This is a genomic window from Sinomonas sp. T428B (assembly GCF_056780155.1).
In genome coordinates this window covers 2,637,895-2,662,904 of record NZ_JBRAZR010000001.1, presented here as the reverse complement: position 1 = coordinate 2,662,904, position 25,010 = coordinate 2,637,895, and the positions used below count along the sequence as shown (strand labels likewise).

Sequence of the window (25,010 nt, the reverse complement as noted above, 5' to 3'; positions counted from 1 at the left end):
TGCTCACTCTGAGCTGAAACCCGCCCGGTGCACAGACTCGCGGGTAAGAATAGTGGCATGTCCAACATGTTCGGTTCTTCGAAGCCTCTCGACGAGGCCCGCGCCCTCCCGCAGGGGGAGACGGTCGGGTCCTACACCTCCTACCTCGATGCGCAGAAGGCCGTGGACTACCTGGCTGACCAGCAGTTCCCGGTCGAGCTCGTCGCGATCGTCGGCAACGACCTCAAGCTCGTCGAGCGTGTCACCGGCCGGCTGAGCTACCCGCGCGTGGCCCTCAACGGCGCGCTCAGCGGCATGTGGTTCGGCCTGTTCGTGGGCGTCCTGCTGTCCTTCTTCACGCCGAACGGGAGCTACTTCTCGATCATCACGTCGGTGCTCATGGGCGCGGCGTTCTTCATGCTCTTCGGCATCGTCACCTACGCCATGCAGCGCGGCAAGCGCGACTTCACGTCGACGAGCCAAGTCGTCGCGAGCAGCTACGACGTCGTCGTGGGGCACGAGGTCGCGCACGACGCGCGCCGGCTCCTGTCCCAGCTGCCGATCGGCCAGGGCAGCGCGGGCTGGAGTCACGGCCATCCCGGCCAGTCCGGGTACGGCCCGTCGGGATACGGCCAGTCCGGCTACGGGCAGGGCTGGGGCCAGTCAGGCTATGGACAGTCGGGCTACGGGCAGCCCGGGCAGGGTTCCGCCGACCACGGGCAGGGCCAGGCCCAGCCGTGGCACCCGCAGGAGCCCGAGCCCCAGCGGCCCGCTGGCTGGTCGGACCCGTACGGCGTCAAGTCCGGCGAGGAGCACGCGCCGGAGCAGCCGCAGGGCGCGCCCCCCGCACCGCCGGCGCACGCGCCGAGCACGCGCTACCCCGATCTCCCGGACGGCCGCCCGCAGTACGGCGTGCGCGTCGAGCCCAGCCAGCACGCGGGGGAGCCCGGGCACACGCCGCACGAGGAGGCGCCGCGCGCGCCTGAGGAGGGCCCGGAGCACGCGGCGGAGCACAAGCACGACGACGGCACGCACCGCGGCGCCTGACCTCGCCGAATTTTCAAACGCCGCATCGCAAAATGCTGGAGTCCGGAGACCTTCAGCGTGTTGCGATGCGGCGTGTGTGGATGGGCGGGGCAGAGTCAGCGCAGGGACGCCATCCAGGCCTCGACGTCCTCGGGCGTACGGGGCAGGGCCGCGCTGAGGTTGACCGGGCCGTCCTCGGTCATGAGGACGTCGTCCTCGATGCGCACCCCGATGCCGCGGTACTCCTTGGGGACCGCGAGGTCCTCGGCCTTGAAGTACAGGCCCGGCTCGATCGTGAACACCATTCCGGGGGCGAGCTCGCCGTCGAGGTAGAGCTCCCGGCGGGCCTGGGCGCAGTCGTGCACGTCGAGGCCGAGGTGGTGGCTCGTCCCGTGCGGCATCCAGCGGCGGTGCTGCTGGCCCTCTTCCGAGAGCGCCTCGGCCGCGGGGACGGGGAGCAGGCCCCACTCCTCGAGGCGCGCCGCGAGGACCTCCATCGCGGCCGCGTGGACCTGCCGGAACTTCACGCCCGGGCGGGCGGCGGCGAAGGCGGCGTCCGCGGCGTCGAGCACCGCCCGGTAGATCCGCCGCTGGACCTCTGAGAAGGTCCCGCTGACGGGAAGCGTGCGGGTCACGTCCGCGGTGTAGAGCGACTCGGCCTCGACGCCGGCGTCGACGAGCAGGAGCTCGCCCTCGCGCACCGCGCCGTTGTTGCGGATCCAGTGCAGGACCGTGGCGTTGTTCCCGGATGCGGCGATGGTGTCGTAGCCGAGGTCGTTGCCCTCCTCGCGGGCTTTGGCGAAGAACGCGGCCTCGACCACGCGTTCGCCCCGGCGGTGTGCGACCGCGCGGGGGAGGGCCCGGACGATCTCCTCGAAGCCCTCCGCGGTCGCCGCGACGGCGGTGCGCAGCTGCTCGACCTCCCACTCGTCCTTGACGAGGCGCAGCTCGGACAGGGCCTCGGCGAGCTGGTCGTCGAGGGCGTCGTACACGCTCAGGTCGAGCGACTCAGGGTCCTGGGCAGTGTTGTAGCGGGCCGTGTCCACGAGCGCGTCGAGGTTCTCGTCGACCTTGCGCACGAGCCGGACGGAGATCCCGCCGATCTCCGGCGCGCCGACTCCCTTGGTCACCGCGACCTCGAGCCCGTCGAGGTGTGCCGTCGGCAGGCCGAGGCGGGCCTCGAGCTCGGCGAGGGTGGGGCGGGCTCCCACCCAGAACTCGCCCGAGCGCGGGTCGGCGTAGAACTGCGCCGAGTCACGGCCGGCGAGCGGGCGGAAGTAGAGCGTCGCGGTGTGCTGGCCGCCGCCGTCGCCGGTCCCGGCCTCGGCGGGCTCGAGGACGAGTACGGCGTCGGGCTCGTGGTCGAGGCCGAGGCCCGTGAGGTGGGCGAACGCCGAGTGCGGACGGAAGCGGTAGTCGGTGTCGTTGGAGCGGACCTTGAGCGGCCCGGCGGGGATGACGAGACGCTCGCCGGGGAAGCGTTGGGAGATCGCCCGACGGCGCCGGGCGGCGTGATCGGCGACGGCGTCGCGCGCAGGGAGGGTGGTGTCCGCGGGCGCCCAGTGGGAGGCCATGAACGCCTTGAAGGCGTCCGACGACGGCCGCTGCGAGCGGTTGGTGGCGCGCTCCTCGAGCGGCTGGGACGCGGGGCCGGTTTCCGTGAACTCCTCGGCGGGATCTGAAACAGTCACCGTGCCATTGTTCCACCGGCTCCGATGATGTCCAGCCCGGCGCTATCGTGGGGGCGTGAGGATCGATCTGCATGCCCATACGCGCGTCTCCGACGGAACGGAGACGCCCGCGGAGCTCGTGGCCGCCGCTGCCGAGGCGGGCCTGGACGTCCTCGCGATCACGGACCATGACTCGACGGCGGGCTGGGACGAGGCGTCGGAGTCGGCGCGCAGGCACGGAATCGTGCTCGTGCCGGGCATGGAGGTCTCGTGCCGCACGCTCGAGGGAATCAGCGTCCACGTCCTGAGCTACCTGCACGACCCCGCGCACCCGGGCCTCCTCGAGGAGATCACGAAGGCCAAGGACGCGCGCCTGTCCCGCGCGGAGCACATCGTCTCGCTCCTCTCCGAGGACTACCCGCTCTCGTGGGACGACGTCACGCAGCACGTCGCGCCCGGAGCCACGGTGGGGCGGCCGCACATCGCCGACGCCCTCGTCGCCGCGGGACTCGTCGGGGACCGGACCGAGGCCTTCGCGACGATCCTGTCCTCGCGCTCGCGCTACTTCGTCCAGCACTACGCGCCCGAGCCGGCCCTCGCCGTCGCGCTCATCCGCGAGGCCGGCGGCGTCCCCGTCTTCGCCCATCCCGTCGCCTCCTCCCGGGGCCGGACGGTCGGCGAGGACGTGTACCGCGAGATGATCGACGCCGGGCTCGCGGGCCTCGAGGTCTACCACCGGGACAACCCCGCGGACCGCCGCCCCTTCCTGCTCGGCCTCGCGCGCGAGCACGGGCTCCTCGTGACGGGTTCGTCGGACTACCACGGGGAGGGCAAGCCCAACCTGCTCGGCGAGAACCTCACGACGCCCGAGGCATTCGGCGAGATCGAGCGCCAGGGCCGGGGCACCGCCGTCGTGCGCCCCTGAACCCGCGCGAGAAACGGCTCCGCGCCGCCGGTGCGGCTTTCTTTGCACGGATGCTTGACCCACTCTGAGAACCGCCGCGTACTCTGGCGGTACTGGGGACGGCGCCCCGCGCCAGCATGATCGGTCTCAACGCCACACAGAGACGGAGCCCCAATGTTCAGGAAAGCTTTGGCGACCCTTGGCGTCGTCGCGGCACTGACGTTCATCCCGACGACCGCGTTCGCCCACAACTGTAGCAACGTGAGCCGGGCGCCCTACGGCGGCACCGACTACGTCCTGGTCACGGACCCGTGGGGCAACCAGGTCCACGTCCACTTCGCGGGCAAGTGGATCTACGTGCAGGAGGAGGGTCTCTGGATCTTCCTGCCGGATCGTGGAGTGCCGAACGGCGTCCTGCTGTCCAATGGCGTGTGCAGCCCCGGCAACCCCGGAGGCGACGTCCGCCAGACGGACCACGGCATCCAGCTCCTCAGCGGCTGCTGACGCTCAGCCCCTGACCACCCGCGCGGACGGGAGCCTGCTCGCCATCACCTCGACAGCCTCGGGGTTCTCGTCCACGCACACGAACCGGCGCCCGAGCCGCTGGGCCACCGCGCCCAGCGTGCCGGAGCCGGCGAAGAAGTCCAGCACCCAGTCGCCCGGGCGGCTCGACGCGGCCACCATGCGCCGCACGAGCCCCTCGGGCTTCTGCGTGGGATAGCCCGTCTTCTCCCGGCCCGTGGGCGAGACGATCGTGTGCCACCAGACGTCGGTGGGCAGCTTGCCGCGCTCGCGCTTCTCGGCCGTGACGAGGCCCGGGGCCATGTACGGCTCGCGGTCCACCTCGTCGCTGTCGAAGTGGTAGCGCTCCGGGTCCTTGACGTAGACGAGGATGTTGTCGTGCTTCGTGGGCCAGCGCCGCCGCGTCCTCGCGCCGTAGTCGTAGGCCCACACGATCTCGTTCAGGAAGCAGTCGCGGCCGAAGATCGCGTCCAGCATGACCTTGGCATAGTGCACCTCGCGGTAGTCGAGGTGCAGGTACAGCGTCCCGTCCTGGGACAGGAGGCGCCACGCCTCGACGAGCCGCGGCTCGAGGAACGCCCAGTAGTCGCTGAACGCATCGTCGTAGCGGTGCAGCGCGCCCTTGATGGTCTCGTAGCGCTGGCCCGAGAAGCCGGTCCGGTCCCCGTCGGGATTGCGCACCATCGTCAGCTCCTGCCGGCGCTGGGCGCGGCCGGTGTTGAACGGCGGGTCGATGTAGACCATCGTGAACGCGCCGTCGGGCAGGGTCGGGAGGAACTGGGCGTTGTCCGCGTGCACCACGAGGTCGGGCCCCGCGGGGGACCAGAGCCCGGGGGCCCGGCCGGCGCTGTCCGCGCACGGCCGGGCCCCCTCGACAGGCTGGCTCGCCACTTCCCGGCTACTCGGCCTCGATGCGGCTGACAACCTCGCCGTTGACGCGGCGGGTCCGCGAACGACGGCGGCGGGCGGCTGCGACTCCGCGGTCCACCGGGGTGCCGTCCCCGGCGGCCGAGAGCTGGACGGCCGCGGCGGGGGAGGTCCGGCGGGCCGGTGCGCTCTTGGCCTCTGCCGGTGCCCCGCCCTGGCCGCCAGCGGCCTGGCCGCCCTGCTCGGAGCCCTCGGCGGCGGACCCGCCGCGGCGGCGGCGCCGGCGGCGGCCCTCGCCGCTGGGCTCGCTGTGCGCCTGGCGGTCGGCGCGGCCGTGGCCGTGCCCGGACTTGCCCGCGCCCTCGACGGGGGCCTCCGCGGTGGCGGCGGCAGCGGCGTCGTCGGCCGCGGCCTCGGAGCGGGAGCCCCGGCGCCGGTTGCGGCCCGCGCCCTTGTCCTGCCTGTCCTCGCCGGCCTTCGGGCCCTTCTCGCCGCGGCGCTCGCCCCGCCCGGAGCGGCCACCCTTCTTGCGGCCAGGCTCGCCGAGGTCCTCGAGCACCTCGGCGTCGACGCCCTCGAGGACGCGCTTGTCGCGGGGGAGGCGGCCCTTGGTCCCGGCGGGGATGTCGAGGTCCGCGAAGAGGTGCGGCGAGGAGGAGTACGTCTCGACCGGCTCCGGGACGTCGAGGCCGAGCGCCTTGTTGATGAGGCTCCAGCGCGGGACGTCCTCCCAGTCGACGAACGTCACGGCCGTGCCCTTGTTGCCGGCGCGGCCCGTGCGGCCCACGCGGTGGAGGTAGGCCTTCTCGTCCTCGGGGCACTGGAAGTTGATGACGTGCGTGACGTCCTCGACGTCGATGCCGCGTGCGGCAACGTCCGTTGCCACGAGGACGTCCACCTTGTTGTTGCGGAACGCGCGGAGGGCCTGCTCGCGCGCGCCCTGGCCGAGGTCGCCGTGCAGCGCCGCCGCGGCGAAGCCGCGGTCGACGAGCTCCTCGGAGAGCTTCGCGGCCGTGCGCTTGGTCTTCGTGAAGATGATCGTGCGGCCTCGGCCCTCCGCCTGGAGGATGCGGGCCACGACCTCGTCCTTGTCGAGGTGGTGCGCGCGGTAGATGACCTGCCGGATGTCCTTCTTGGTCACCGAGTCGTCGTTCGGGTCCGCGGCGCGGATATGCGTCGGCTGGCTCATGTAGCGGCGGGCCATCGCGACGACGGGGCCGGGCATGGTGGCGGAGAACAGGAGCGTCTGGCGGACCGCGGGGACCGCGCCCATGAGCGTCTCGACGTCGGGGAGGAAGCCGAGGTCGAGCATCTCGTCGGCCTCGTCGAGGACGATGACGCGCACGTTCTTGAGGTTCAGGTGGCGCTGGCGGTGCAGGTCGATGAGGCGTCCCGGGGTGCCCACGACGACGTCGACGCCCTTCTGGAGCGACTCGATCTGCGGCTCGTACGCGCGGCCGCCGTAGATGACCTCGACGCGCAGGCTCGTGCGGCGGCTCGCCGTCTCGAGGTCCTTGCTGACCTGGACGGCGAGCTCGCGCGTCGGGACGACGACGAGCGCCTGGGGCGCGCCGGGGACGGGCAGCTTCGCGTAGTCCGGGTGGTCCGCGGGGATAGTGCGCTGCAGGACGGGGATGCCGAAGCCGAGGGTCTTGCCCGTGCCCGTCTTGGCCTGGCCGATGATGTCGTGGCCGCCGAGCGCCACACCGAGCGTCATCGACTGGATCGGGAAGGGGTGCAGGATGCCCGCGTCCGCGAGGGACTGGGCGATCTCGGGGACGACGCCGTAGTCGGAGAACGTCTTCTGGCTCTCCTGGCGCACGGGCGCGTCGTTGGTGATGGTCTCTTCGGTCTCGAGGGTCTCCGTCCCGGTGTCGTCGGTCAGGAGCTCGTGGGTGTGCACTTCGTTCAAGGAGTAGGGTCCTTCTCCATCTGGGCCCGAGCGGGTTCATGCGTCGACGGACGCTGCCGGCCTCGCAGGCCGGTCAGAGCGTCCGGAGCAGGTGCGCGCGCCGGCCGTCCAGTGGAAGCCGATCGCGGGCTTGTCGAGCGCCGACCGTCAGGGCCGGCAGGGAGAAAGCAGATCGCGGCAGTACGACCGGGCATCCAGTAACCCTCCAAGGATACCTTGGAGGCCCCATATCACTGGAATCGTGGCGCACGACACGCTCCGGGTGCCCGCCAGCCGCGGGATCAGGACCGCTCGAAGCGGACCCTGCGCGCCATGACGTCCGCCTCGACGAGCCGGACCCTGACCGTGGTCCCGGACACCATCTCGCCGTCGCAGCGCGCCGTGACGGGCGGGTCCGCGAGCTGGATGGTGCCGAACGGACGCGGTCGCGTCCCAGAGGCCCTGTCACCGGCGGCGTCTCCGGCCGCCGTGTCCCCGACGGCGGCGCCGTTCTGCGAGCTCTCGATCCGGTCGAGCGGCGAGTCGCTGCGCGAGCCCCGGCCGCCGTCGCGCTGCCGTGGGCGCCCGTCGTCGTCGCCTGGCTCAGACTCGTCTGGCCGCGAGCCGGAGACCACGACGGCGTCGAACTCCTGCCCCACGCGGTTGACGAGCAGCGCCGCCTCGACGAGGTCCAGCGACGCCCGCTCGACCCGGCCCGCGAGCTGGTCCGAGGCGGCCATGAGGGCGGGCAGCTCGGGCAGGGCCTCACGCGCCCAGGCCGGCACCTCGTGCCCGTTCGCGTGCGCATGGCAGATGACGAGGACGAACCTGTCGACGAGGCGGCGCAGGGGAGCGGTCGTGTGCGCGTATGGCGCGCCGATCGCGGCCTGCGACGTCTCGGCGGGCGGCCCGCCGTCGAAGGGGGTGTACGCGGCACCGCGGAAGAGCGCCCCCGCCGCGTGCAGGATCGCGAGCTGGCGGGGATCGGAGGCGTCGAGGGTGCGGAGGTACTCGCCGTAGGGCGTCTCGCCCTCCCAGGGCCTGCCGAGGGCGCTCGTCTGGCGGCGGAAGTGCCGCAGCGAGCGCTCGTCGGGCTCGGGCATGGTCCGCAGGATCCCGACACCGCCGTCGAGCATGAGCCGGGCCGCCGCCATGCCCGTCATGAGGGAGATCTGCGCGTTCCAGTCCTCGACCGGCCGGGAGGGGGAGGCCTGGATCCCGTAGCCGCCGTCGGCCGTGATGATCTCCTGCTCGGGCGTGTTCAGGCTCGCCCCGCCGCGGGCCGCCTCGAGCCTGATGCGCAGGGGGCCGACCTCCTTCAGGAGGGTGAGGGTCTCGACGGCGGTGCCCGCGTCGATCTGCGCCTGCGCCTGCGCGTAGGAGAGCTTCGCCCGGCTCCGGACGCGGGCCCGCTCGAGGCCGACGCCGGCCACCTCGCCGTCCGCGCCGAGGCGGAAGTCCCAGACGAAAGCGCTCCGCACCTGGTCGGCGAGGAGGCTCCCGGCGGCGTCGCTGATCTGTGCCGGGTGCAGGGGGACCTTGCCGTCCGCGGCGTAGATGGTCTGGCCGCGGCGGCGGGTCTCGGCGTCGAGCGCCGTGCCCGGCTCGACGAACGCGGGCACGTCGGCGATCGCGTAGCGCACGCGGTAGCCCCCGCCGTCGCGCTCGATGTGCAGGGCCTGGTCGAGGTCCGTCGAGGTCGGCGGGTCGATCGTGACGAACCCGAGCCCGGTCAAGTCGGCCGCTGGCAGCTCGAGGGCCGCGATGGCGCGCTGGGCGTCGGCGACGGCATCCTCCGGATAGCCGTCCTCGAGGCCGAACTCGGCCCGCAGCGCCGCGAAGGCCGCCTCGAGGAGGGCGCGGCGGTCCGCGGGGGCGGCCTCGGAGACCTTCGGCGTCACGTGATGGTGCGGCACGGCGCCAGCCTAGCCCCGCGGGCTCAGCCCTGCACCCCGAAACGGCGCGGATGCGCCGGGAAGACCCCGAGGATGCGGACCTCGGTCGAGAAGAACGCCAGCTCCTCGAGGGCGCGGGCGAGCGGCGGCTCGTCCGGGTGCCCCTCGACGTCGACCATGAACATCGTCGCCGCGAACTTTCCCTCGACCATGTAGCTCTCGAGCCGGGTCATGTTGACCCCGTTCGTGGCGAACCCGCCGAGGGCCTTGTAGAGCGCGGCCGGGAGGTTCCGCACCCGGAACACGAAGCTCGTCACGAACGACTCGGTCCCCGCCTGCGGGTACTCGCGCGGCGGGGCGAGGACCACGAACCTCGTGGTGTTGTGCTTCTGGTCCTCGATGTCCGAGGCCAGGACGGTGAGCCCGTATCGCTCCGCCGCGAGCGGCGGGGCGATCGAGAGCCGCGTGGGGTCACCCCACTCGGCGACCTCGCGGGCCGAGCCCGCGGTGTCCCCGGCGACGACGGGCGTGAGCCCGTGCGCGCGGATGAAGCCGCGGCACTGGGCCAGGGCGTGCACGTGGCTGTGCACTTCGCGGGCGCCCTCGAGCGTCGCGCCCGGGATGCCCATGACGGCGAACCGGATCCGCAGGAAGTGCTCGCCGATGATCTGCAGGCTCGTGTCCGGCAGGAGGAGGTGTATGTCCGCGACCCGGCCTGCGACGGTGTTGTCGATCGGGATCATCGCGAGCTGCGCCTGCCCCGAGGTCACGGCCGCGAACGCGTCCTCGAAAGTCGCGCACGCGAGCGTCTCGGCGCCGGGGAAGGCCTCGAGCGCTGCCATGTGGGAGTTGGCGCCGGGCTCGCCCTGGTAGGCGACGACGGTCATGCGCGCGAGGGCGCGGGAAGCCCGGAGGGGACCGGGAGATCCGGGAGCTGGGCGCGCAGGCGCGCCGCGGCGTCGGCCGGGTCCTCGGCGTCGGTGATCGCGCGCACGACGACGATGCGGCTCGCCCCGGCGTCGACCACCTCGGCGACATTGCCGTGGTCGATACCGCCGATGGCGAACCACGGCAGGGGGGCCTGCCCGGCGTCGAGCGCCTCGCGCGTGCGCCCGGCCGCGTGCTCGACGAGGCCGAGGCCCACGGCGGCACGTCCCGGCTTGGTCGGGGTGGCCCAGAGCGGGCCGGTGCAGAAGTAGTCGAGGGAGCCGCCCGAGATGGCGGCGTCGACCTGCTCCGGCGCGTGCGTCGAGAGGCCCACGGCCACGGAGCCGTCGAGGATGCGGCGCACGGCGGGGAGCGGAAGGTCCTTCTGGCCCACGTGGAAGACGGGGGCGCCGGAGAGCGCCGCGATGTCGGCGCGGTCGTTCACGGCCCAGAGCTTCCCGTGCCGTTCGGCGACCGCGCGGAGCACCGCGAGGAGCTCGAGCTCACGGGCGGCCTCGATGGTCTTGTCGCGCAGCTGGATGATGTCCACGCCGCCAGAGAAGGCGGCGTCGAGGAAGTCCTCGAAGTCGCCGCGGTCGGTCCGGGCGTCGGTGCACACGTAGAGCTGGGCGTCGGTCAGGAGCATGGCAACTAGACTAGTCGCCAGTACTGCGGGAGCCCGCGAGTGTGACCAGGGGTCACTGTGCGGCGGGCTGAGAGGGCAAGCGCCGACCGCCACACCTGATCCGGGTCATGCCGGCGGAGGGAAGGAACCATGGACAGCACCGACGTCATCGTCGTCGGCGGGGGCGTGATCGGCCTCGGCATCGCGTGGGAGGCCGCCCGCGCGGGGCGGCGCGTCGTCGTCGTCGACCCCGAGCCTGGCAGCGGCGCGAGCTTCGCCGCCGCCGGGATGCTCGCGGCCGTGAGCGAGTACCACTACCAGGAGGAGCAGCTCCTCGGCCTCATGCTGGCCTCGGCGGCCGCGTGGCCGGAGTTCGCCGGGAGTGTCGGGGCAGACTGCGGCTACCTGCGCACCCCCACCCTCTGCGTCGCCGGCGACGCCGCGGACCGCCAGGCCTTTGCCGACCTGCGCGCTGTCCAGGAGGGGCACGGGCTCGCCGTCGAGCCGCTCTCCGTGCGCGAGGCCCGCCGCCGCGAGCCGCTCCTGGCCCCCGCGCTCGCGGGCGCCTTCGAGATCGCCGCGGACCACCAGGTCGACCCGCGCCGGCTCGTCGCCGCGCTGCGCGACCGCCTCGGCGAGGGCGCGATCCTGCGGGCGCGCGCGGCGTCGCTCGTGTGGGAGGGTCCCGCCGTCGTCGGCGTGCGGCTCGAGGGCGGGCGCGGGCTGCGCGCCGCGGAGACCGTCGTTGCCAACGGCCTCGGGGCGCGCGAGCTCGGCGGGCTCCCGGTGGAGCTGCCGCTGCGGCCCGTCTACGGCGACATCCTGCGCCTGCGCGTGCCCGAGCGCCTGCGCCCCCTCCTGGGCGCGACCGTGCGCGGCCTGGTCCGCGGGCGCCCCGTCTACATCGTGCCCCGGGCCGACGGGACGGTCGTGATCGGCGCGACGCAGCGCGAGGACGGCTCGGAGGGCGTCTCGGCAGGGGGCGTCTACGAGCTGCTGCGCGACGCCCAGGCACTCGTGCCCGCCGTCGCCGAGCTCGAGCTCTGCGAGACGACGGCGCGCGCCCGGCCCGGGACGCCCGACAACGCGCCGCTCCTCGGACGGGTTCCGGCGGACGGCGGCGAGGCGGGCGACGGCGGGGGCGACGTCCCGGGGCTGATCGTCGCCACGGGCTTCTTCCGGCACGGCGTGCTGCTCACGCCCGCGGCGGCAGCGGTGTGCGTGGGGCTGCTCGAGGGGCGCCGCGACCCGCGCTGGGACGTGTTCAGCCCGGGCCGGTTCGGGCACAGAGGCATCCCCGCGCTCGGGGGGTCCACGGCCGCGAGGCCATCGGCCGCCGACGCGGCCGCGAACGGAGGCATGTGACATGACGACAGCGATCACGGTGAATGGCCAGCCGCGGGAGCTCCCGCAGCCGGCGACCGTCCTCGCCCTCGTGGCGGAGACCACGGGGCGGGCCATAGGGAGCGACGGCAGGCCGGCCGACGGCGGCCGGCTCGGCGTCGCCGTCGCTCTCAACTCCGACGTCGTGCCCCGCGGCAGCTGGGCGGCGACGCCGCTCGCGGCGGGCGACGCCGTCGAACTCGTCACTGCGATGCAGGGAGGCTGACATGACCCAGGAGACGACCAACCGCCCCGCCCTCGGGCTCGCCCAGGACCCCGATGACCCGTTCACGGTCGACGGCGTCACGCTGGGCTCGCGGCTCATCATGGGCACCGGCGGCGCGCCGAGCCTCGAGGGGCTCGGGCTCGCCCTCGAGGCGTCCGGGACCGAGCTCACGACCGTCGCGATGCGCCGCTACTCGCCGGCCGAGCAGGGCTCGCTCTTCCAGCTCCTCGTGGACCAGGGCATCCGCGTGCTGCCCAACACCGCCGGGTGCTTCACCGCCCGCGACGCCGTGCTCACGGCCGAGCTCGCGCGCGAGGCCCTCGAGACGGACTGGGTCAAGCTCGAGGTCATCGCCGACGAAACGACCCTCCTGCCCGACCCGATCGAGCTCGCCGACGCGACCGAGCAGCTCGTGGGGCGCGGCTTCAAGGTCTTCGCCTACACGAACGACGACCCCGTCCTGGCCCGCCGGCTCGAGCAGCTCGGCGCCGTCGCAGTCATGCCGCTCGGCGCGCCCATTGGAACAGGCCTCGGGATCCTGAATCCGCACAACATCGAGCTCATCGTGGCCCGGGCCGGCGTTCCCGTCGTGCTCGACGCGGGTATCGGCACGGCCTCGGACGCGGCCCTCGCGATGGAGCTCGGCTGCGACGCGGTGCTCCTGGCCACCGCCGTCACGCGCGCCCAGGACCCGGTGCGGATGGCCACGGCCTTCCGGCATGCCGTCCAGGCCGGGCGCCTCGCGTCGAGGGCCGGCCGGATCCCGCGGCGTGAGCACGCCCTCGCCTCGAGCCCGATGGAGGGCCGCGCCGAATTCCTCTGAGCCCCGCACGGGGTGCTGCGCGGGGGAGTCCGGCCGCGGGGGCCGGAGAGAGGGCGTCGCGGCCCCGTGACGGCGAGGCCCGCGCGGCCTACCCTCTTCAGCATGGAGGCGCTCAGCGACGAGCAGGTCGAGATCGAACTCGAGCAGCTGCCCGGATGGCTCCACGCGGGCGGCGGCATCGCGACCGTCTACAGGCTGCCGAGCTCGGCGGCCGCGCTCGGGTTCATCGCAGCGGTCGGGGAGGTCGCCGAGGAGCTCGGACACCACCCCGACCTGGACTGGCGGTACAACCGCGTGATCCTGCGCTTCAGCACGCATGACGCGGGCGGGCGGGTCACGATGAGGGACATCGAGGCGGCCCACCGCTGCGTGCTCCGCGCCGCCGCGCTAGACGCCGTCGCCCAGCCCGAGCGGCTGCCAGAGGTGTAGCGGTCAGCGCTTGAGGATCTCCGTGAGCCGCTCCGTGTCCGCCTTCGTGCGGCGACGGACGACGACAGCGGCCACGGCGACCGGCGCGGCGATCCCCGCCGCCATCGGCAGGACCCACGGCATCCACGTCAGGCCGGCAATGTAGCCGGTGCCGAGTCCCACGAGCACGATCCAGAGGACGCATGCCGCGGCGACCGCGACCGCGACGGGGAGCATGATGCCGTACTTGCCGTGGCGGCGGTCCGAGGCCCAGACCGCGAAGCCGGCCGCCGCCGCGACGATCATGTCGATGACGAGGGACCAGACGGTCTCCACAGCCGGCCCTGCCTCAGAGGGCGCCGAAGCCCACGCGCCGCGGCTCCTGGGCGCCGAGCTCCACGTAGGCAAGGACGGAGGCGGGGACGATCACCTGGCGGCCCTTCTCGTCGTCGAGGCGGAGCTCCTTGCCGCTGCCGATCGCCTCCGCAACGAGCTTGGCCACCTCGTCCGCGTCTCGGGGGGACTCGAGGACGATCTCGCGGCCGACGTTCTGGATGCCGATCTTGATTTCCACAGGCAGACTCCTTGCTTTTCTGGCGCACGGGCCCTCACGGGCCGACTCCTATGTACCTTATGCCTCTTTGGGGAAGCGCGAGATGCCGCGCCACGCGAGCCGCGAAACGAGGTCGGCCGCGACGTCGATGTCGAGCGTGTTCGAGGTCTCGAGCCAGTGGCGCGCACTCACCTGGGCCATGCCCGCAAGCCCCCTGCCCAGGAGCTGGGCTTCGACGAGGGGCAGCTTCGTGTCCGACGCGATGACCTCGGCGATCGCCTCCGAGAAGCCGCGGTTGAAGGTCTCGAGGCGCGAGGCGACGTCCGTGTCGTTGAGCAGGTCCGACTGGAAGACGAGCCGATGCGCCTGGTCGTCGGCGGCGATGAACTCGTAGTACGCCCTGATCACTGCCCGCACGCGCTCACGGTTGTCCGTCGTGGAGCCGAGGGCCTTCTTCATGAGGTCGGATAGGGACGCGAGGTGGCTGTCGAGGAGGGCGAGGTACAGGTCCCGCTTGGAGGGGAAGTGCTGGTACAGCACGGGCTTGCTCACGTGCGCGGCCTCGGCGATCTCGTCCATGGCAGCGCCGTGGTAGCCGTTGGAGGCGAAGACCTCGAGAGCTGCGGAGAGCAGCTGGGCCCTCCGTTCGTCCCGGGGGAGCCGCGGGGAGCGTGCGGAGGCCGCTTGGGGTTCGGTGCTCACTGCTGATACCTCTCTGGCGGTTCGGACATGTGGAACCTTGCCCGAACGGTAGACCCTACTCTACCCGCCGGTCATGTGATGCCCGTCCGTGTCGCCGCGCCATGGCCGGGAGGCCTAGATTGGGAACATGGCCACCCAGGTTCGCTCCGCCCTCCCTCCGCTCGTCGAGCCCGCGGACTCACTCACTCCCGAGGAACTCCAGCGCTACTCGCGGCACCTGATCATCCCCGAGATCGGCAACGAGGGGCAGCGACGGCTCAAGAACGCCAAGGTCCTCGTCGTCGGCGCGGGGGGCCTCGGCTCGCCCGCCCTGCTCTACCTGGCCGCCGCGGGCGTGGGCACGATCGGGATCGTCGAGGACGACGCCGTCGAGCTCAGCAACCTCCAGCGGCAGGTGATCCACGGGGTCGCCGACGTCGGCCGGCCCAAGGCCCACTCCGCGCGCGACGCGATCCTCGGGCTCAACCCGCTCGTCGACGTCAGGCTCCACGAGGTCCACCTCGACTCCAGCAACGCCCTGGACATCTTCGCCGGGTACGACCTCATCCTCGACGGGACGGACAACTTCGCGACCCGCTACCTCGTCAACGACGCCGCGGCCATCCTCGGCAAGCCCTACGTGTGGGGTTCGATCTTCCGCTTCGACGGCCAGGTGAGCGTCTTCTGGGCCGACCACGGCCCCACCTACCGGGACCTCTACCCCGAGGCGCCGCCCGCGGGGTCCGTCCCCTCGTGCGGCGAGGGTGGCGTGTACGGCATGCTGTGCGCGGCGATCGGCGCCTCCATGGTGACCGAGGCCGTCAAGCTCATCACCGGCGTGGGCCGGACCCTGCTCGGCCGAGTCCAGCTCTATGACGCCCTCACCGCGACATGGCGCGAGCTGACGGTGGCGAAGGACCCGGACGCCGAGCCGATCACCGAACTGATGGACTACGAGGCGTTCTGCGGCATCGCCCCGGCAGGGACGCCGGGGACCGAGCGGACCGTGAGTGCCGCCCAGCTGGCCACGATGCTCGCCGCCCGCGAGGAGGGCCTGCGGGACTTCGAGCTCATCGACGTGCGCGAGCCGGGCGAGGCCTCCATCGTGGGCATCCCGGGGGCGCGTCTCATCCCGCAGGGCCGCCTCCTCTCCGGGGACGCCTGGTCCGAGGTGCCCCGGGACCGCGAGGTGGTCTTCCACTGCAAGAGCGGCGCGCGTTCGGCCGCCGTCCTCGCGGCGGCCCTTGATGCCGGCTACACGGACGTACGGCACCTCGAGGGCGGCGTCCTCGCGTGGGTGCGGGACGTCGAGCCGGCCAAACCGGTGTACTGAGCCGCACGGGGGTTCGCCGCAGCTCCCCAGCCTTGAGCCTGAGGCCCTACCGGAATTGACTTCCTGCCCGCGCCGTACCGGCGTAGCCGCCCAAATGGTGGGGAGGTTCGGCGGGAAAGCTGGGGGGCTCCGGCGCGGCCTCATGCTGCCGCCGCCGTGAGGCGAGCTGCACCGGCGCCCAGCGCGCCGTCGTGCGTCACCCAGCCCGGTATCAGCCCGCGCGGGTGTGCGTGACGGGGCAGTCGGCGTCCGTGGGGGCCGGCGGGGGAGCGGCCGGGCCGGGCGTCGGCGGGAGCATCCGGGGCACCTCGACGGCGATGCCGTAGAGCGCCTCGAGCGCAGCGAGGTACTCGTCCTCGCGGCCCTCCGCGGCGAGCTGGCGGGCACGCACCGTCGGCGTGTGGAGGAGCTGCTTGACCATGCGGCGCATGGCGAACTCGACCTCCTCGGCTGCGGCGGTGCAGCCGTGCCGGGCGCGGACCTTCTCGATCTCGGCGTCGAGGACGGCCATGGTGTGCTTGCGCAGGGCCACGATCGCGGCGTCGGCCTGACGGGCCTGGCGCTGGGACTCGAAGTCCTCGGCCGCCGCGGTCACGATCGCGCTGGCCTGGGCCAGGGCCTCGGCCTGCTCCTGCGGGGCGGCGAGGCGCACGGACTCGAGCGTAATGAGCTCGACGCCGTCGAGCGAGCCGACGGCGGGGTCGAAGTCATGGGTGAGCGCGAGGTCGATCACGATGAGCTGCTGGGGCGAGTCCTCGCGGATCGCGGCCAGCTCGACGGCCTCCATCGCGGCGTCGGAGCCGCTGCAGCCGATCAGGACGTCCGCCTCGGCGATGGCGCCGGGGAGCTCCTCGCCGGCGATGGCCCGGGCGCCGCGCGCGGCGGCGAACTCCTCGGCCCGGCCTGAGGACGAGTACACGCCCACGTCGTGGCAGCCGCGCTCGCGCAGGAGGGCCATCGTGGCCCCCGCGTAGGCGCCGGTGCCGAACAGGACGGCCTTCTTGTCCGCCCACGCGCGCACGTCGGCGAGGTCTTCGGCGAGGTCGAGCGCGACGGAGACGATCGAGAGGCCGCGGCTCCCGAGGGCGGTCTGCGCGCCGACGTCCTTCGCGGTCTTCGAGGCGGTCTGGAACAGCCGCACGAGGGACGGCGTCGCGGTGCCCTCCTGCTGGGCGGAGATGAGGGCGCGGCGCACCTGCCCGGCGATCTCGCGCTCGCCCACGACGGCGGAGTCGAGGCCGGAGCTCACCGCGAACAGGTGGCGCGCGACGTCGCGGCCCCCGTTGACGGTGAAGGCGCTGGAGACCGTCTGCTCGGCCAGGCCGCTGCGCGCGCTGATCTCGCTCACGATCGCGGATCGCGCGGCGTCGACGTCCTCGGCGGTGGCCGCCTCGGCGTAGATCTCGTACCTGTTGCAGGTCGCGAGGACGACGGCGCCGCTGAGCGCGGGGGAGGACGCGGCTGCGCTGGCCACGCCCGAGGAACCGTTGCTCAGCGTCGCAACGGTCTCGAGGTCGATATCGGCGTGTGTCGCCACCAGGGAGAAAACAACCACAGCGGCACCATCATAGCTTTTCGCCCGGATGTAGAAAACGAATCGCGAGAGAGACAGCCTGTCGCCATGAGGGTGGGTGCCCTCTGAGAGAATCGCCGTATGAACCTGAGCGCAGACCACCCCCTCAAGGACGGACGGACGGCCCAGTCGCCCCTCATCACGGCATACCGCGGCGGGAGGCCAAGCCGGAAGCCGGTATGGTTCATGCGCCAGGCCGGCCGCTCGCTCCCCGAGTACCGCAAGGCCCGCGAGGGCGTGAGCATGCTCGAGTCGTGCCTCCGCCCCGAGCTCGCCGCCGAGATCACCCTCCAGCCCGTCCGCCGCCACGACGTCGACGCAGGCATCTTCTTCTCCGACATCGTCATCCCGCTCAAGCTCGCCGGCGTCGGCGTCGAGATCGTCCCGGGCGTGGGCCCGGTCCTCGACCGGCCCATCCGCACCGCCGAGGACGTCGCCGCCCTCCCGCGCCTCGAGGACTCGGCCTTCGAGCCCATCCGCGAGGCCGTGCGCCTCACGGTCGCCGAGCTCGGCACGACGCCGCTCATCGGCTTCGCGGGAGCGCCCTTCACCGTCGCCGCCTACATGGTCGAGGGCAAGCCCTCCCGCGACCACCTCGGCCCGCGCACGATGATGCACGGGGACCCGGGCACGTGGGCGGCCCTCATGGAGTGGACCGCGGAGGCCTCGGGCCGCTTCCTCCGCGCCCAGATCGAGGCCGGCGCGTCCGCGGGCCAGCTCTTCGACTCGTGGGCGGGCTCGCTCGGCCTCGAGGACTACCGCCGCTACGCCGCCCCCTCCTCCTCGAAGGCCCTCGACCACGTCCGCGACCTCGGGGCGCCGCTCGTGCACTTCGGCACCGGCACCTCCGAGCTGCTGGGCGCGATGTACGAGGTCGGCGTCGACGTCGTCGGCGTCGACTACCGCCTGCCGCTGCACGAGGCCAACCGCCGCCTCGGCGGGCGGGTGGTCCTCCAGGGCAACATCGACCCCGCCTTCCTCGCCGCCCCGTGGAACGTCCTCGAGGCGCACGTGCGCGAGGTCGTGCGCGCCGGCGCGTCCGCCCCGGGCCACGTGATCAACCTCGGCCACGGGGTTCCGCCCGAGACGGACCCCGACATCCTGACCCGCGTGGTGGAGCTCGTCCACTCGATCACCCACTGATGTCCTCCCAGGCTGCCCCCTCCGTCGGCGAGCCGGCCGCCGTGCCGGCCCCGGCGTCCGACGACGGCGGCGGCCCGGCCCGCGCCGTCGTCGTCGGGGGCGGCGTCTCGGGCCTCGTCGCCGCCCTCGAGCTGCGCCGCGCAGGGCTGGCGGTGACGGTCCTCGAGGCAGGCCTGCGCTGGGGCGGCTGCGTCGGCGAGCACGAGGTCGGGGGACTGGCCCTCGACAGCGGCGCCGAGTCCTTCGCGACGCGCACCGACGCGGTCCCTGGGCTCCTGGCCGAGCTCGGCCTCGCCGGCGAGATCGTCGAGCCGCACCCCTCGGGGGCCTGGGTCCTCCTGCCCGACGGTCCCCAGGAGCTGCCCAAGACCGGAATCCTCGGCATCCCCGCCAACCCGTGGGACCGCGAGGTCCGCTCCGCGCTCGGCCTCTGGGGGTCGCTGCGCGCCTCGGCCGACGCGTGGCTCCCCGCCGCCACGCCGCGCGGGCAGTGCAGCGTCGCCCAGCTCGTGCGCGCGCGCATGGGGCGGCGCGTGCTCGAGCGGCTCGTGGCCCCCGTGGTCGGGGGCGTGCACTCGGCGGACCCGGAGCTGCTCGACGTCGACATGGTCGCCCCCGGCCTGCGCCGGCTCATGGCCGAGCGGGGCTCGCTCGCGGCCGCGGTCGCCGCCCAGCGCGGTGCCGCGGGCGGCGCCAAGCCGGGCTCCGCCGTCGCCGGCCTCCGCGGCGGCATGAACCGCATGGTCTCGGCGCTCCTCGCGCGGCTCGAGGACGACGGCGTGCGGCTGCTCGCCGGGCACCGCGCCGAGCGCCTCGATCGGCTCACGGCACCGGACGGGAGCGTCCGGTGGCGCGTCGGCTCGGCCCTCGAGCCGGCCGCTGACGAGCCCGAGGGCGCGCGGCCCCGGACCGCCGTGCACGAGGCCGAGCTCGTCGTCGTCGCCCTCGGCGGGCCCGCCGCCGTCGAACTCCTCTCCGACGCCGTGCCCGAGCTCGCGGGCCACGAGCCCGTGCCCGGGCCGGAGGTCAAGCTCGTGACCCTCGTCCTCGACTGCCCCGCCCTCGATGCCCGCCCGCGCGGCACGGGGATCCTCGTCGCGCCGCAGGTCGAGGGCGTCCAGGCCAAGGCCCTCACGCACGCGACCTCGAAGTGGCAGTGGCTCGCGGACGAGGCCGGGCGCGGGACGCACGTCGTGCGGCTCTCCTACGGTCGGGGCGGGGTCCCGGGGGTCCTGCCCAGCAGCGAGCCGGAGTCGGACGACGAGCTCTTCGCGGCCGGGCTCAGGGACGCCTCTGCCCTCCTCGGCGTGCCGCTCACGCCCGAGCAGGTCCTGGGCTGGGACGTCGTGCGCTGGGAGGGCGCCCTGCCCTTCGCCGCCGTCGGCCACAGGGACCGGGTCGCGGCCGTCCGCCGGCTCGTCGCCGAGCAGCCCGGGCTCGCCGTCGTGGGCGGCTGGGCCGCCGGCAACGGACTGGCCGCCGTCGTGGCCGACGCCCGCGAGCAGGCCCTCGCGCTCGTCGGCTCCCTCTCGGGACGGCCCGCCGGGGAACCGCCGGCGTGAGCTTCATCACTTCTACGTCCTGTAGAACTCTGTGGATTCGATTTGCCGTTGCGTTAGGAGCACACTGGAAACCATGAGCCACACTTCCGTCGAATCTGTCACCAAAGCCGGGGACGAGGGCGCTGCAGAGACGCAGCAGTTCTTCACCCTCTGGACTGTCTTCCGGCGCGTGCCTGGCGCCCCTGCGCCGACTGATGGCGCGGTGACGGAGTTCGAGAAACTCGTCGCGCGGCTCGCCGAGGGCGGCGTGACCCTGCGCGGCGCCTACGACGTCTCGGCCATGCGCGCCGACGCCGACGTCATGGTCTGGCTCCACGGTGCCGAGCCCGAGGCCCTGCAGCAGGCCGTCCGCGACATCCGCCGCAGCTCGCTCTTCGCCGGCGCCGAGATCGCCTGGTCCGCGATGGGCGTGCACCGTGAGGCCGAGTTCGCCAAGAACCACACGCCCGCCTTCTCGCGCGGCGTCGAGCCCAGCACGTGGCTCACGGTGTACCCGTTTGTCCGCTCCTACGAGTGGTACCTCCTGCCGACCGACGAGCGCGCGCGCATGCTGCGCGAGCACGGCATGCTCGGCCGCGACTTCCCGCAGGTCATCTCCAACACCGTCTCCTCGTTCGCCCTCGGCGACTGGGAGTGGATTCTCGCGCTCGAGGCCCCCGAGCTGACCGACCTCGTGGACATGATGCGCCACCTGCGGTACTCCGACGCGCGCAACCATGTGCGCGAGGAGGTGCCCTTCTACACGGGCCGCCGCATCTCCGTCGCCGAGGTCGCCGAGGTGCTCGCGTGAGCACCGTCGGCATCGAGGTGCCCGGGGCGGTCGCGCCTCTGGCTGTGAGCACGTCCCCGAATCCCATCACCGAGACGGGACGCCTCGCCCCCGTCGAGTACGACGCCGTGCTGCTCGCCTCCTTCGGCGGCCCCGAAGGCCAGGACGACGTGATCCCGTTCCTGCGCAACGTCACGCGCGGGCGCGGCATCCCGGACGAGCGGCTCGAGGAGGTCAGCCACCACTACCGCGCGTTCGGCGGCGTGAGCCCCATCAACGCGCAGAACCGCGAGCTCAAGGCGGCGCTCGAGGCCGAGCTCGCCGCCCGCGGGATCGGGCTGCCCGTCTACTGGGGCAACCGCAACTGGGCGCCCTACATGCCCGCGGTGCTCGAGGAGATGTACGGCGCCGGCCACCGCCGCGTCCTCATGCTCTCCACGAGTGCCTACACGTGCTACTCGAGCTGCCGCCAGTATCGCGAGGACATCGGCCTCGGCCTGTCTGAGACCGGGCTCGACGGGAAGCTGCAGGTGGACAAGGTCCGCCAGTACTTCGACCACCCGGGCTTCGTGGAGCCTTTCATCGAGGGCACCGCGGCCGGCCTCGCCCAGGTCCGCGAGGCGCTGCGCGCGGCCGACGGCTCCCGCGACTCCGAGATCCGTGTGCTGTTCGCGACACACTCCATCCCCACCCGCGACGCTGAGGCCGCAGGGCGTGCCGACGGCGAGCCGCGCGAGTTCGAGGGCGGGTCAGCCTACGTGGCCCAGCACCTCGCCGTCGCCCGGGCCGTTATGACGGCAGTCGCCGGCGAGGCCGACCGCATCGCCTGGGACCTCGTCTACCAGTCCCGCTCCGGCGCCCCGCACGTTCCCTGGCTCGAGCCCGACATCAACGATCACCTCGAGGCGGTCGCAGGCGAGGGCGTCAAGGGTGCCGTGATCGTGCCCCTCGGCTTCGTCAGCGACCACATGGAGGTGGCCTGGGACCTCGACACCGAGGCCCTTGAGACCTGCCGGGAGCTCGGCATCGAGGCCGTCCGCGTGCCGACACCGGGCACCCATCCTGCCTTCGTCGCAGGCCTCGTGGATCTGCTCTGCGAGCGGCTCCCGGACGGCTGGCGCGGTGCCCAGCACATCGCCGAGCGTCCGCACGTGACCGCGCTCGGCCCCTGGTACGACGTCGTCCCCGCCGGCGACTGCGAGAACTTCCGCGGTGCCAAGCCCGTCATCGCGGAGGCGGGTTCCACTGTCGGCACCGCCCACTCCCCGTACCCGGAGGTCTGACCATGGCCGTGCGCATCGGCACCCGCGGCAGCGCGCTCGCGCTGACGCAGACGCAGCAGACGGCGGACACGCTCGCCGCCGTGGGCGGCTTCGCGACGGAGCTCGTCCGCATCAAGACCGAGGGCGACGTCAGGACCGGATCCCTCGCGTCCCTCGGCGGGACGGGCGTGTTCGTCACGGCCCTGCGCGAGGCCCTGCTCGCCGACCGGTGCGATGTGGCCGTGCACTCGCTCAAGGACCTGCCGACGGCGGGCGAGCCCGGCCTCACGATCGGCGCCATCCCTCCGCGTGAGGACGCACGCGACGTCCTGTGCGCCCGCGACGGACTCAAGCTCGCCGACCTCCCGACCGGTGCCCGCGTCGGCACCGGCTCGCCCCGCCGCGCGGCGCAGCTGCGCGCAGCCCGCCCCGACCTCGAGGTCCTGGACATCCGCGGCAACGTCGACACGCGGCTCGGCCGCGTGCCCGGCCTCCCCGGGAACGCGCCGGACGCGCCCGGCGACCTCGACGCCGTCGTCCTCGCCGCCGCCGGCCTGACAAGGCTCGGCCGCACCGACGTCGTGACGGAGTACTTCGAGCCCGAGGTCATGCTCCCCGCGCCCGGCCAGGGTGCGCTCGCCGTCGAGTGCCGGACCGAGGACGCGCCCGTGCGCGAGCCCGGCTCCGCGGGCCCCGCCACGGGGGAGGGCGTCCTCGCCCAGGCCCTCGCCGCGATCGACGACGCCGACACCCGCCTGGCCGTGACGGCCGAGCGCGCGCTGCTCGCGCGGCTCGAGGCCGGCTGCGCCGCGCCCGTTGGGGCGCTCGCACGGCGCAAGGGCTCGATGCTGCACCTCGACGCCGTCGTGTGCTCGGTGGACGGCACCCGCTCGCTGCGGCTGACCAAGGCCACGGACGGCCTCACCGAGGTCGGGGCGACCCTGCTCGGGATCGAGCTCGCAGAGGACCTCCTCGCCGAGGGCGCCGCGGACCTCGCGGACCTGGGCGCCTGATGGCCGCTGCAGCCGCACCCGGCGGGGAGCTCTCCGGCCGCCGGGTGCTGCTCACGCGCAGCCCCGACCGGGCCGGGGCCATGGCCGCGGCCCTCGCCGCGGCGGGCGCCGAGCCCCTGCTCCTGCCGCTCATCGACTTCGAGCGCGCCCCCGACCAGGCCGCGCTCGCCCGCGCGCTCGCGCGGCTCGCCGCCGGCGGCTACGACTGGCTCGTCGTCTCGAGCATCACGACCGTCCGCGCGCTCAAGGAGCTTGCGGCCGCCCAGGGGGCGCACCTCGCCTCGCTCGTGCCCCACGGCGTGCGCGTCGCGACGATCGGGCCCAGCTCGCGCCGCGTCCTCGAGGCCGAGGGCCTGCGCGTGGACCTCGCCCCCGAGGGGAAGCAGTCCGCCGAGGGCCTCGTCGAGCTCTGGGGCTCCGCCGGGGCCACCGAGGGCGCGGACGACGGCGCGGGGCCGGCGGGGGAGGACGGCTCGCCCGTCCGGGTCCTCCTGCCCCAGAGCGACATCGCCGCCGAGACCCTCGCCGAGGGCCTGATCGCCCGCGGGTGCGAGGTCGAGACCGTCGTCGCGTACCGCACGGTCGACTACCCGGCCGCCGAGTCCCGGCGGCTCACCGCACCCCTCGCCGGAGGCGAGCCGGCCGGGCAGGCCGCCCCCGTCGTCGTCCTCACCCCGGACGAGGCGAGCGGCGAGCTCGCCGCGGGGCGGCTCGACGCCGTCGTCGCGGCCTCCCCGAGCGCGGCCCGGCGCATCCACGCCGTCCTGCGACCCCTCGACGCGACCGCGCTCATCGCGATCGGCGAGCCGACCGCCGCCGAGCTGCGCGCCCTCGGGCTCGCCGCCGCGGCCACCGCCTCGACGCCCACTCCGGGGGGCATCGTCGACGCCGTCGTCCGCGCGCTGGGAGTCCGTGATCCGGCTCCCGCCGAACCCGCCCGTCCCCCGTCCGTTCCCCTCGTCCCTAAGGACAGCGCATGAGCTTCCCCCGCCACCGTCCCCGCCGGCTCCGCCAGACCCCCGCGATGCGGCGGCTCGTCGCCGAGACCCGCCTGCACCCGGCCGAGCTCATCCTGCCCGCCTTCATCCGCGAGGGGCTGAGCGAGCCCGCGCGGCTGCAGTCCATGCCCGGCGTCGTGCAGCACACGGCCGACACACTCAAGCGGGCGGCGGTCGAGGCCGCCGAGCTCGGCCTCGGCGGGATCATGCTCTTCGGCGTGCCGGAGGAGCGCGACGCCGAGGGCTCGGCCTCGCTCGACCCGGACGGCGTGCTCAACGCCGCGATCCGGGCGGTCCGGTCGGAGGTCGGGGACTCGCTCGTCGTCATGAGCGACGTGTGCCTCGACGAGTTCACCGACCACGGGCACTGCGGCGTGCTCGACGCCCAGGGCCGCGTGGACAACGACGCGACCCTCGAGATCTACGGTCAGATGGCCGTCGCGCAGGCCGAGGCGGGCGCGCACGTGCTCGGGCCGAGCGGCATGATGGACGGCCAGGTCGCCGTCATCCGCGAGGCGCTCGACACGGCCGGGCACCAGGACACCGCGGTGCTCGCCTACGCCGCGAAGTACGCCTCGGCGTTCTACGGCCCCTTCCGCGAGGCCGTCGACTCGCAGCTCACCGGCGACCGCCGGACGTACCAGATGGACGCCGCGAACCGCCGCGAGGCGATCCTCGAGGTCGAGCTGGACCTCGAGGAGGGCGCCGACATGGTCATGGTCAAGCCGGCCATGAGCTACCTCGACATCCTCGCCGACGTCGCCGCGATGAGCCCCGTTCCCGTGGCCGCGTACCAGATCTCGGGGGAGTACGCGATGATCGAGGCGGCGGCGGCGAACGGGTGGATCGACCGGAAGGCCGCGATCCTCGAGTCCGTGCTGGGCATCCGCCGCGCCGGAGCCAACTCCGTGCTCACGTACTGGGCGCCGGAGATCGCGGGCTGGCTCAGGGAGGCCTGAACCCCTCGCAGCGGGCGG

General features: G+C 73.6%; 25 protein-coding genes. 15 read left to right on the top strand and 10 right to left on the bottom strand.

Annotation, left to right across the window (positions count from 1 at the left end; genetic code table 11):
* Window positions 1-57 precede the first annotated feature (57 nt).
* Entirely contained in the window at window positions 58-1,026 is a 969-nt protein-coding gene (locus ACUYMY_RS12270; protein WP_481703825.1) for a YflT domain-containing protein, read from the top strand.
* Window positions 1,027-1,121: 95 nt separating this feature from the next.
* Here the strand turns inward: ACUYMY_RS12270 and ACUYMY_RS12265 are convergent, their stop codons facing one another.
* Window positions 1,122-2,696 (bottom strand): aminopeptidase P family protein, encoded by a 1,575-nt coding sequence (locus ACUYMY_RS12265; RefSeq protein ID WP_481703824.1) that lies wholly within the window; start codon window positions 2,694-2,696, stop codon window positions 1,122-1,124.
* Window positions 2,697-2,751: 55 nt separating this feature from the next.
* Between ACUYMY_RS12265 and ACUYMY_RS12260 the strand changes: the two genes are divergently transcribed.
* Together ACUYMY_RS12260 and ACUYMY_RS12255 are read left to right on the top strand one after the other, a co-directional pair.
* Window positions 2,752-3,600, top strand: coding sequence for a PHP domain-containing protein (locus tag ACUYMY_RS12260; RefSeq protein ID WP_481703823.1), 849 nt, complete (start codon window positions 2,752-2,754; stop codon window positions 3,598-3,600).
* Between the two features lie 168 nt (window positions 3,601-3,768).
* Complete coding sequence (locus ACUYMY_RS12255) at window positions 3,769-4,083, top strand: hypothetical protein (RefSeq protein WP_481703822.1); 315 nt, start codon at window positions 3,769-3,771, stop codon at window positions 4,081-4,083.
* 3 nt (window positions 4,084-4,086) lie between these two features.
* Here the strand turns inward: ACUYMY_RS12255 and ACUYMY_RS12250 are convergent, their stop codons facing one another.
* The 5 genes from ACUYMY_RS12250 to thiE all read right to left on the bottom strand — a co-directional run bounded on the left by ACUYMY_RS12250 (window position 4,087) and on the right by thiE (window position 10,327).
* Complete coding sequence (locus ACUYMY_RS12250) at window positions 4,087-4,902, bottom strand: DNA-methyltransferase (RefSeq protein ID WP_481705052.1); 816 nt, start codon at window positions 4,900-4,902, stop codon at window positions 4,087-4,089.
* A 97-nt stretch (window positions 4,903-4,999) separates the two neighbouring features.
* Window positions 5,000-6,880 (bottom strand): DEAD/DEAH box helicase, encoded by a 1,881-nt coding sequence (locus tag ACUYMY_RS12245; protein ID WP_481703821.1) that lies wholly within the window; start codon window positions 6,878-6,880, stop codon window positions 5,000-5,002.
* A 281-nt stretch (window positions 6,881-7,161) separates the two neighbouring features.
* On the bottom strand, window positions 7,162-8,775 hold the full coding sequence (locus ACUYMY_RS12240; protein ID WP_481703820.1) for an RNB domain-containing ribonuclease: 1,614 nt from the start codon (window positions 8,773-8,775) through the stop codon (window positions 7,162-7,164).
* A 23-nt stretch (window positions 8,776-8,798) separates the two neighbouring features.
* Window positions 8,799-9,641, bottom strand: a complete 843-nt coding sequence (locus tag ACUYMY_RS12235) for a prephenate dehydratase (RefSeq protein ID WP_481703819.1) — start codon at window positions 9,639-9,641, stop codon at window positions 8,799-8,801.
* On the bottom strand, window positions 9,638-10,327 hold the full coding sequence (gene thiE, locus ACUYMY_RS12230; RefSeq protein ID WP_481703818.1) for a thiamine phosphate synthase: 690 nt from the start codon (window positions 10,325-10,327) through the stop codon (window positions 9,638-9,640). The genes ACUYMY_RS12235 and thiE overlap by 4 nt, the downstream gene beginning before the upstream one ends.
* Window positions 10,328-10,456: 129 nt before the next feature.
* On the opposite strand from thiE, the gene thiO reads away from it, so the two are divergent.
* From thiO to ACUYMY_RS12210, 4 genes are all read left to right on the top strand, one after another.
* The gene (gene thiO / locus ACUYMY_RS12225) at window positions 10,457-11,671 is read left to right on the top strand and encodes a glycine oxidase ThiO (protein ID WP_481703817.1); all 1,215 of its coding nucleotides are present in this window, start codon (window positions 10,457-10,459) and stop codon (window positions 11,669-11,671) included.
* Window position 11,672: 1 nt separating this feature from the next.
* Window positions 11,673-11,915: a sulfur carrier protein ThiS gene (thiS, locus tag ACUYMY_RS12220; RefSeq protein ID WP_481703816.1), complete on the top strand. Its 243-nt coding sequence runs from the start codon at window positions 11,673-11,675 to the stop codon at window positions 11,913-11,915.
* A gap of 1 nt (window position 11,916) precedes the next feature.
* Window positions 11,917-12,738 carry a thiazole synthase gene (locus ACUYMY_RS12215; RefSeq protein ID WP_481703815.1) on the top strand — a complete coding sequence of 274 codons (822 nt, stop codon included), beginning with the start codon at window positions 11,917-11,919 and terminating at the stop codon, window positions 12,736-12,738.
* 102 nt (window positions 12,739-12,840) lie between these two features.
* Window positions 12,841-13,167, top strand: a complete 327-nt coding sequence (locus ACUYMY_RS12210) for a 4a-hydroxytetrahydrobiopterin dehydratase (RefSeq protein WP_481703814.1) — start codon at window positions 12,841-12,843, stop codon at window positions 13,165-13,167.
* Between the two features lie 3 nt (window positions 13,168-13,170).
* On the opposite strand, the gene ACUYMY_RS12205 is transcribed toward ACUYMY_RS12210, so the two are convergent.
* From ACUYMY_RS12205 to ACUYMY_RS12195, 3 genes are read right to left on the bottom strand one after another with little or no spacing between them, the layout of a single operon-like run.
* Window positions 13,171-13,482 (bottom strand): hypothetical protein, encoded by a 312-nt coding sequence (locus tag ACUYMY_RS12205; RefSeq protein ID WP_481703813.1) that lies wholly within the window; start codon window positions 13,480-13,482, stop codon window positions 13,171-13,173.
* Window positions 13,483-13,495: 13 nt separating this feature from the next.
* Window positions 13,496-13,720: a DUF3107 domain-containing protein gene (locus ACUYMY_RS12200; protein WP_481703812.1), complete on the bottom strand. Its 225-nt coding sequence runs from the start codon at window positions 13,718-13,720 to the stop codon at window positions 13,496-13,498.
* Between the two features lie 57 nt (window positions 13,721-13,777).
* Window positions 13,778-14,401 carry a TetR/AcrR family transcriptional regulator gene (locus ACUYMY_RS12195; RefSeq protein ID WP_481703811.1) on the bottom strand — a complete coding sequence of 208 codons (624 nt, stop codon included), beginning with the start codon at window positions 14,399-14,401 and terminating at the stop codon, window positions 13,778-13,780.
* A 127-nt stretch (window positions 14,402-14,528) separates the two neighbouring features.
* On the opposite strand from ACUYMY_RS12195, the gene moeB reads away from it, so the two are divergent.
* Window positions 14,529-15,713: a molybdopterin-synthase adenylyltransferase MoeB gene (gene moeB, locus ACUYMY_RS12190; RefSeq protein WP_481703810.1), complete on the top strand. Its 1,185-nt coding sequence runs from the start codon at window positions 14,529-14,531 to the stop codon at window positions 15,711-15,713.
* Between the two features lie 211 nt (window positions 15,714-15,924).
* Here the strand turns inward: moeB and ACUYMY_RS12185 are convergent, their stop codons facing one another.
* Window positions 15,925-17,268 carry a glutamyl-tRNA reductase gene (locus ACUYMY_RS12185; RefSeq protein WP_481703809.1) on the bottom strand — a complete coding sequence of 448 codons (1,344 nt, stop codon included), beginning with the start codon at window positions 17,266-17,268 and terminating at the stop codon, window positions 15,925-15,927.
* A gap of 99 nt (window positions 17,269-17,367) precedes the next feature.
* On the opposite strand from ACUYMY_RS12185, the gene hemE reads away from it, so the two are divergent.
* The 7 genes from hemE to hemB all read left to right on the top strand — a co-directional run bounded on the left by hemE (window position 17,368) and on the right by hemB (window position 24,992).
* A complete protein-coding gene (hemE, locus tag ACUYMY_RS12180; RefSeq protein WP_481703808.1) occupies window positions 17,368-18,429 on the top strand; it encodes a uroporphyrinogen decarboxylase in 1,062 nt (353 codons plus the stop codon).
* Window positions 18,429-19,991, top strand: coding sequence for a protoporphyrinogen oxidase (gene hemG / locus ACUYMY_RS12175; protein ID WP_481703807.1), 1,563 nt, complete (start codon window positions 18,429-18,431; stop codon window positions 19,989-19,991). The genes hemE and hemG overlap by 1 nt, the downstream gene beginning before the upstream one ends.
* 73 nt (window positions 19,992-20,064) lie before the next feature.
* Window positions 20,065-20,781 (top strand): hydrogen peroxide-dependent heme synthase, encoded by a 717-nt coding sequence (gene hemQ / locus ACUYMY_RS12170; protein ID WP_481703806.1) that lies wholly within the window; start codon window positions 20,065-20,067, stop codon window positions 20,779-20,781.
* A complete protein-coding gene (locus ACUYMY_RS12165; protein WP_481703805.1) occupies window positions 20,778-22,043 on the top strand; it encodes a ferrochelatase in 1,266 nt (421 codons plus the stop codon). The genes hemQ and ACUYMY_RS12165 overlap by 4 nt, the downstream gene beginning before the upstream one ends.
* Before the next feature lie 2 nt (window positions 22,044-22,045).
* Complete coding sequence (gene hemC / locus ACUYMY_RS12160; protein WP_481703804.1) at window positions 22,046-23,035, top strand: hydroxymethylbilane synthase; 990 nt, start codon at window positions 22,046-22,048, stop codon at window positions 23,033-23,035.
* The gene (locus ACUYMY_RS12155) at window positions 23,035-24,015 is read left to right on the top strand and encodes a uroporphyrinogen-III synthase (RefSeq protein ID WP_481703803.1); all 981 of its coding nucleotides are present in this window, start codon (window positions 23,035-23,037) and stop codon (window positions 24,013-24,015) included. The genes hemC and ACUYMY_RS12155 overlap by 1 nt, the downstream gene beginning before the upstream one ends.
* Window positions 24,012-24,992 (top strand): porphobilinogen synthase, encoded by a 981-nt coding sequence (gene hemB, locus ACUYMY_RS12150; RefSeq protein ID WP_481703802.1) that lies wholly within the window; start codon window positions 24,012-24,014, stop codon window positions 24,990-24,992. The genes ACUYMY_RS12155 and hemB overlap by 4 nt, the downstream gene beginning before the upstream one ends.
* Window positions 24,993-25,010 lie beyond the last annotated feature (18 nt).

What these genes read in the sequence shown, in the direction of transcription:
- moeB (WP_481703810.1), top strand. Translation starts at nt 14,529, where the DNA reads ATGGCCACCCAGGTTCGCTCCGCCCTCCCTCCGCTCGTCGAGCCCGCG.
- hemQ (WP_481703806.1), top strand. Translation starts at nt 20,065, where the DNA reads ATGAGCCACACTTCCGTCGAATCTGTCACCAAAGCCGGGGACGAGGGC.
- hemE (WP_481703808.1), top strand. Translation starts at nt 17,368, where the DNA reads ATGAACCTGAGCGCAGACCACCCCCTCAAGGACGGACGGACGGCCCAG.
- hemG (WP_481703807.1), top strand. Translation starts at nt 18,429, where the DNA reads ATGTCCTCCCAGGCTGCCCCCTCCGTCGGCGAGCCGGCCGCCGTGCCG.
- hemC (WP_481703804.1), top strand. Translation starts at nt 22,046, where the DNA reads ATGGCCGTGCGCATCGGCACCCGCGGCAGCGCGCTCGCGCTGACGCAG.
- hemB (WP_481703802.1), top strand. Translation starts at nt 24,012, where the DNA reads ATGAGCTTCCCCCGCCACCGTCCCCGCCGGCTCCGCCAGACCCCCGCG.
- ACUYMY_RS12215 (WP_481703815.1), top strand. Translation starts at nt 11,917, where the DNA reads ATGACCCAGGAGACGACCAACCGCCCCGCCCTCGGGCTCGCCCAGGAC.
- ACUYMY_RS12210 (WP_481703814.1), top strand. Translation starts at nt 12,841, where the DNA reads ATGGAGGCGCTCAGCGACGAGCAGGTCGAGATCGAACTCGAGCAGCTG.
- ACUYMY_RS12270 (WP_481703825.1), top strand. Translation starts at nt 58, where the DNA reads ATGTCCAACATGTTCGGTTCTTCGAAGCCTCTCGACGAGGCCCGCGCC.
- thiO (WP_481703817.1), top strand. Translation starts at nt 10,457, where the DNA reads ATGGACAGCACCGACGTCATCGTCGTCGGCGGGGGCGTGATCGGCCTC.
- thiS (WP_481703816.1), top strand. Translation starts at nt 11,673, where the DNA reads ATGACGACAGCGATCACGGTGAATGGCCAGCCGCGGGAGCTCCCGCAG.
- thiE (WP_481703818.1), bottom strand. Translation starts at nt 10,327, where the DNA reads ATGCTCCTGACCGACGCCCAGCTCTACGTGTGCACCGACGCCCGGACC.
- ACUYMY_RS12235 (WP_481703819.1), bottom strand. Translation starts at nt 9,641, where the DNA reads ATGACCGTCGTCGCCTACCAGGGCGAGCCCGGCGCCAACTCCCACATG.
- ACUYMY_RS12155 (WP_481703803.1), top strand. Translation starts at nt 23,035, where the DNA reads ATGGCCGCTGCAGCCGCACCCGGCGGGGAGCTCTCCGGCCGCCGGGTG.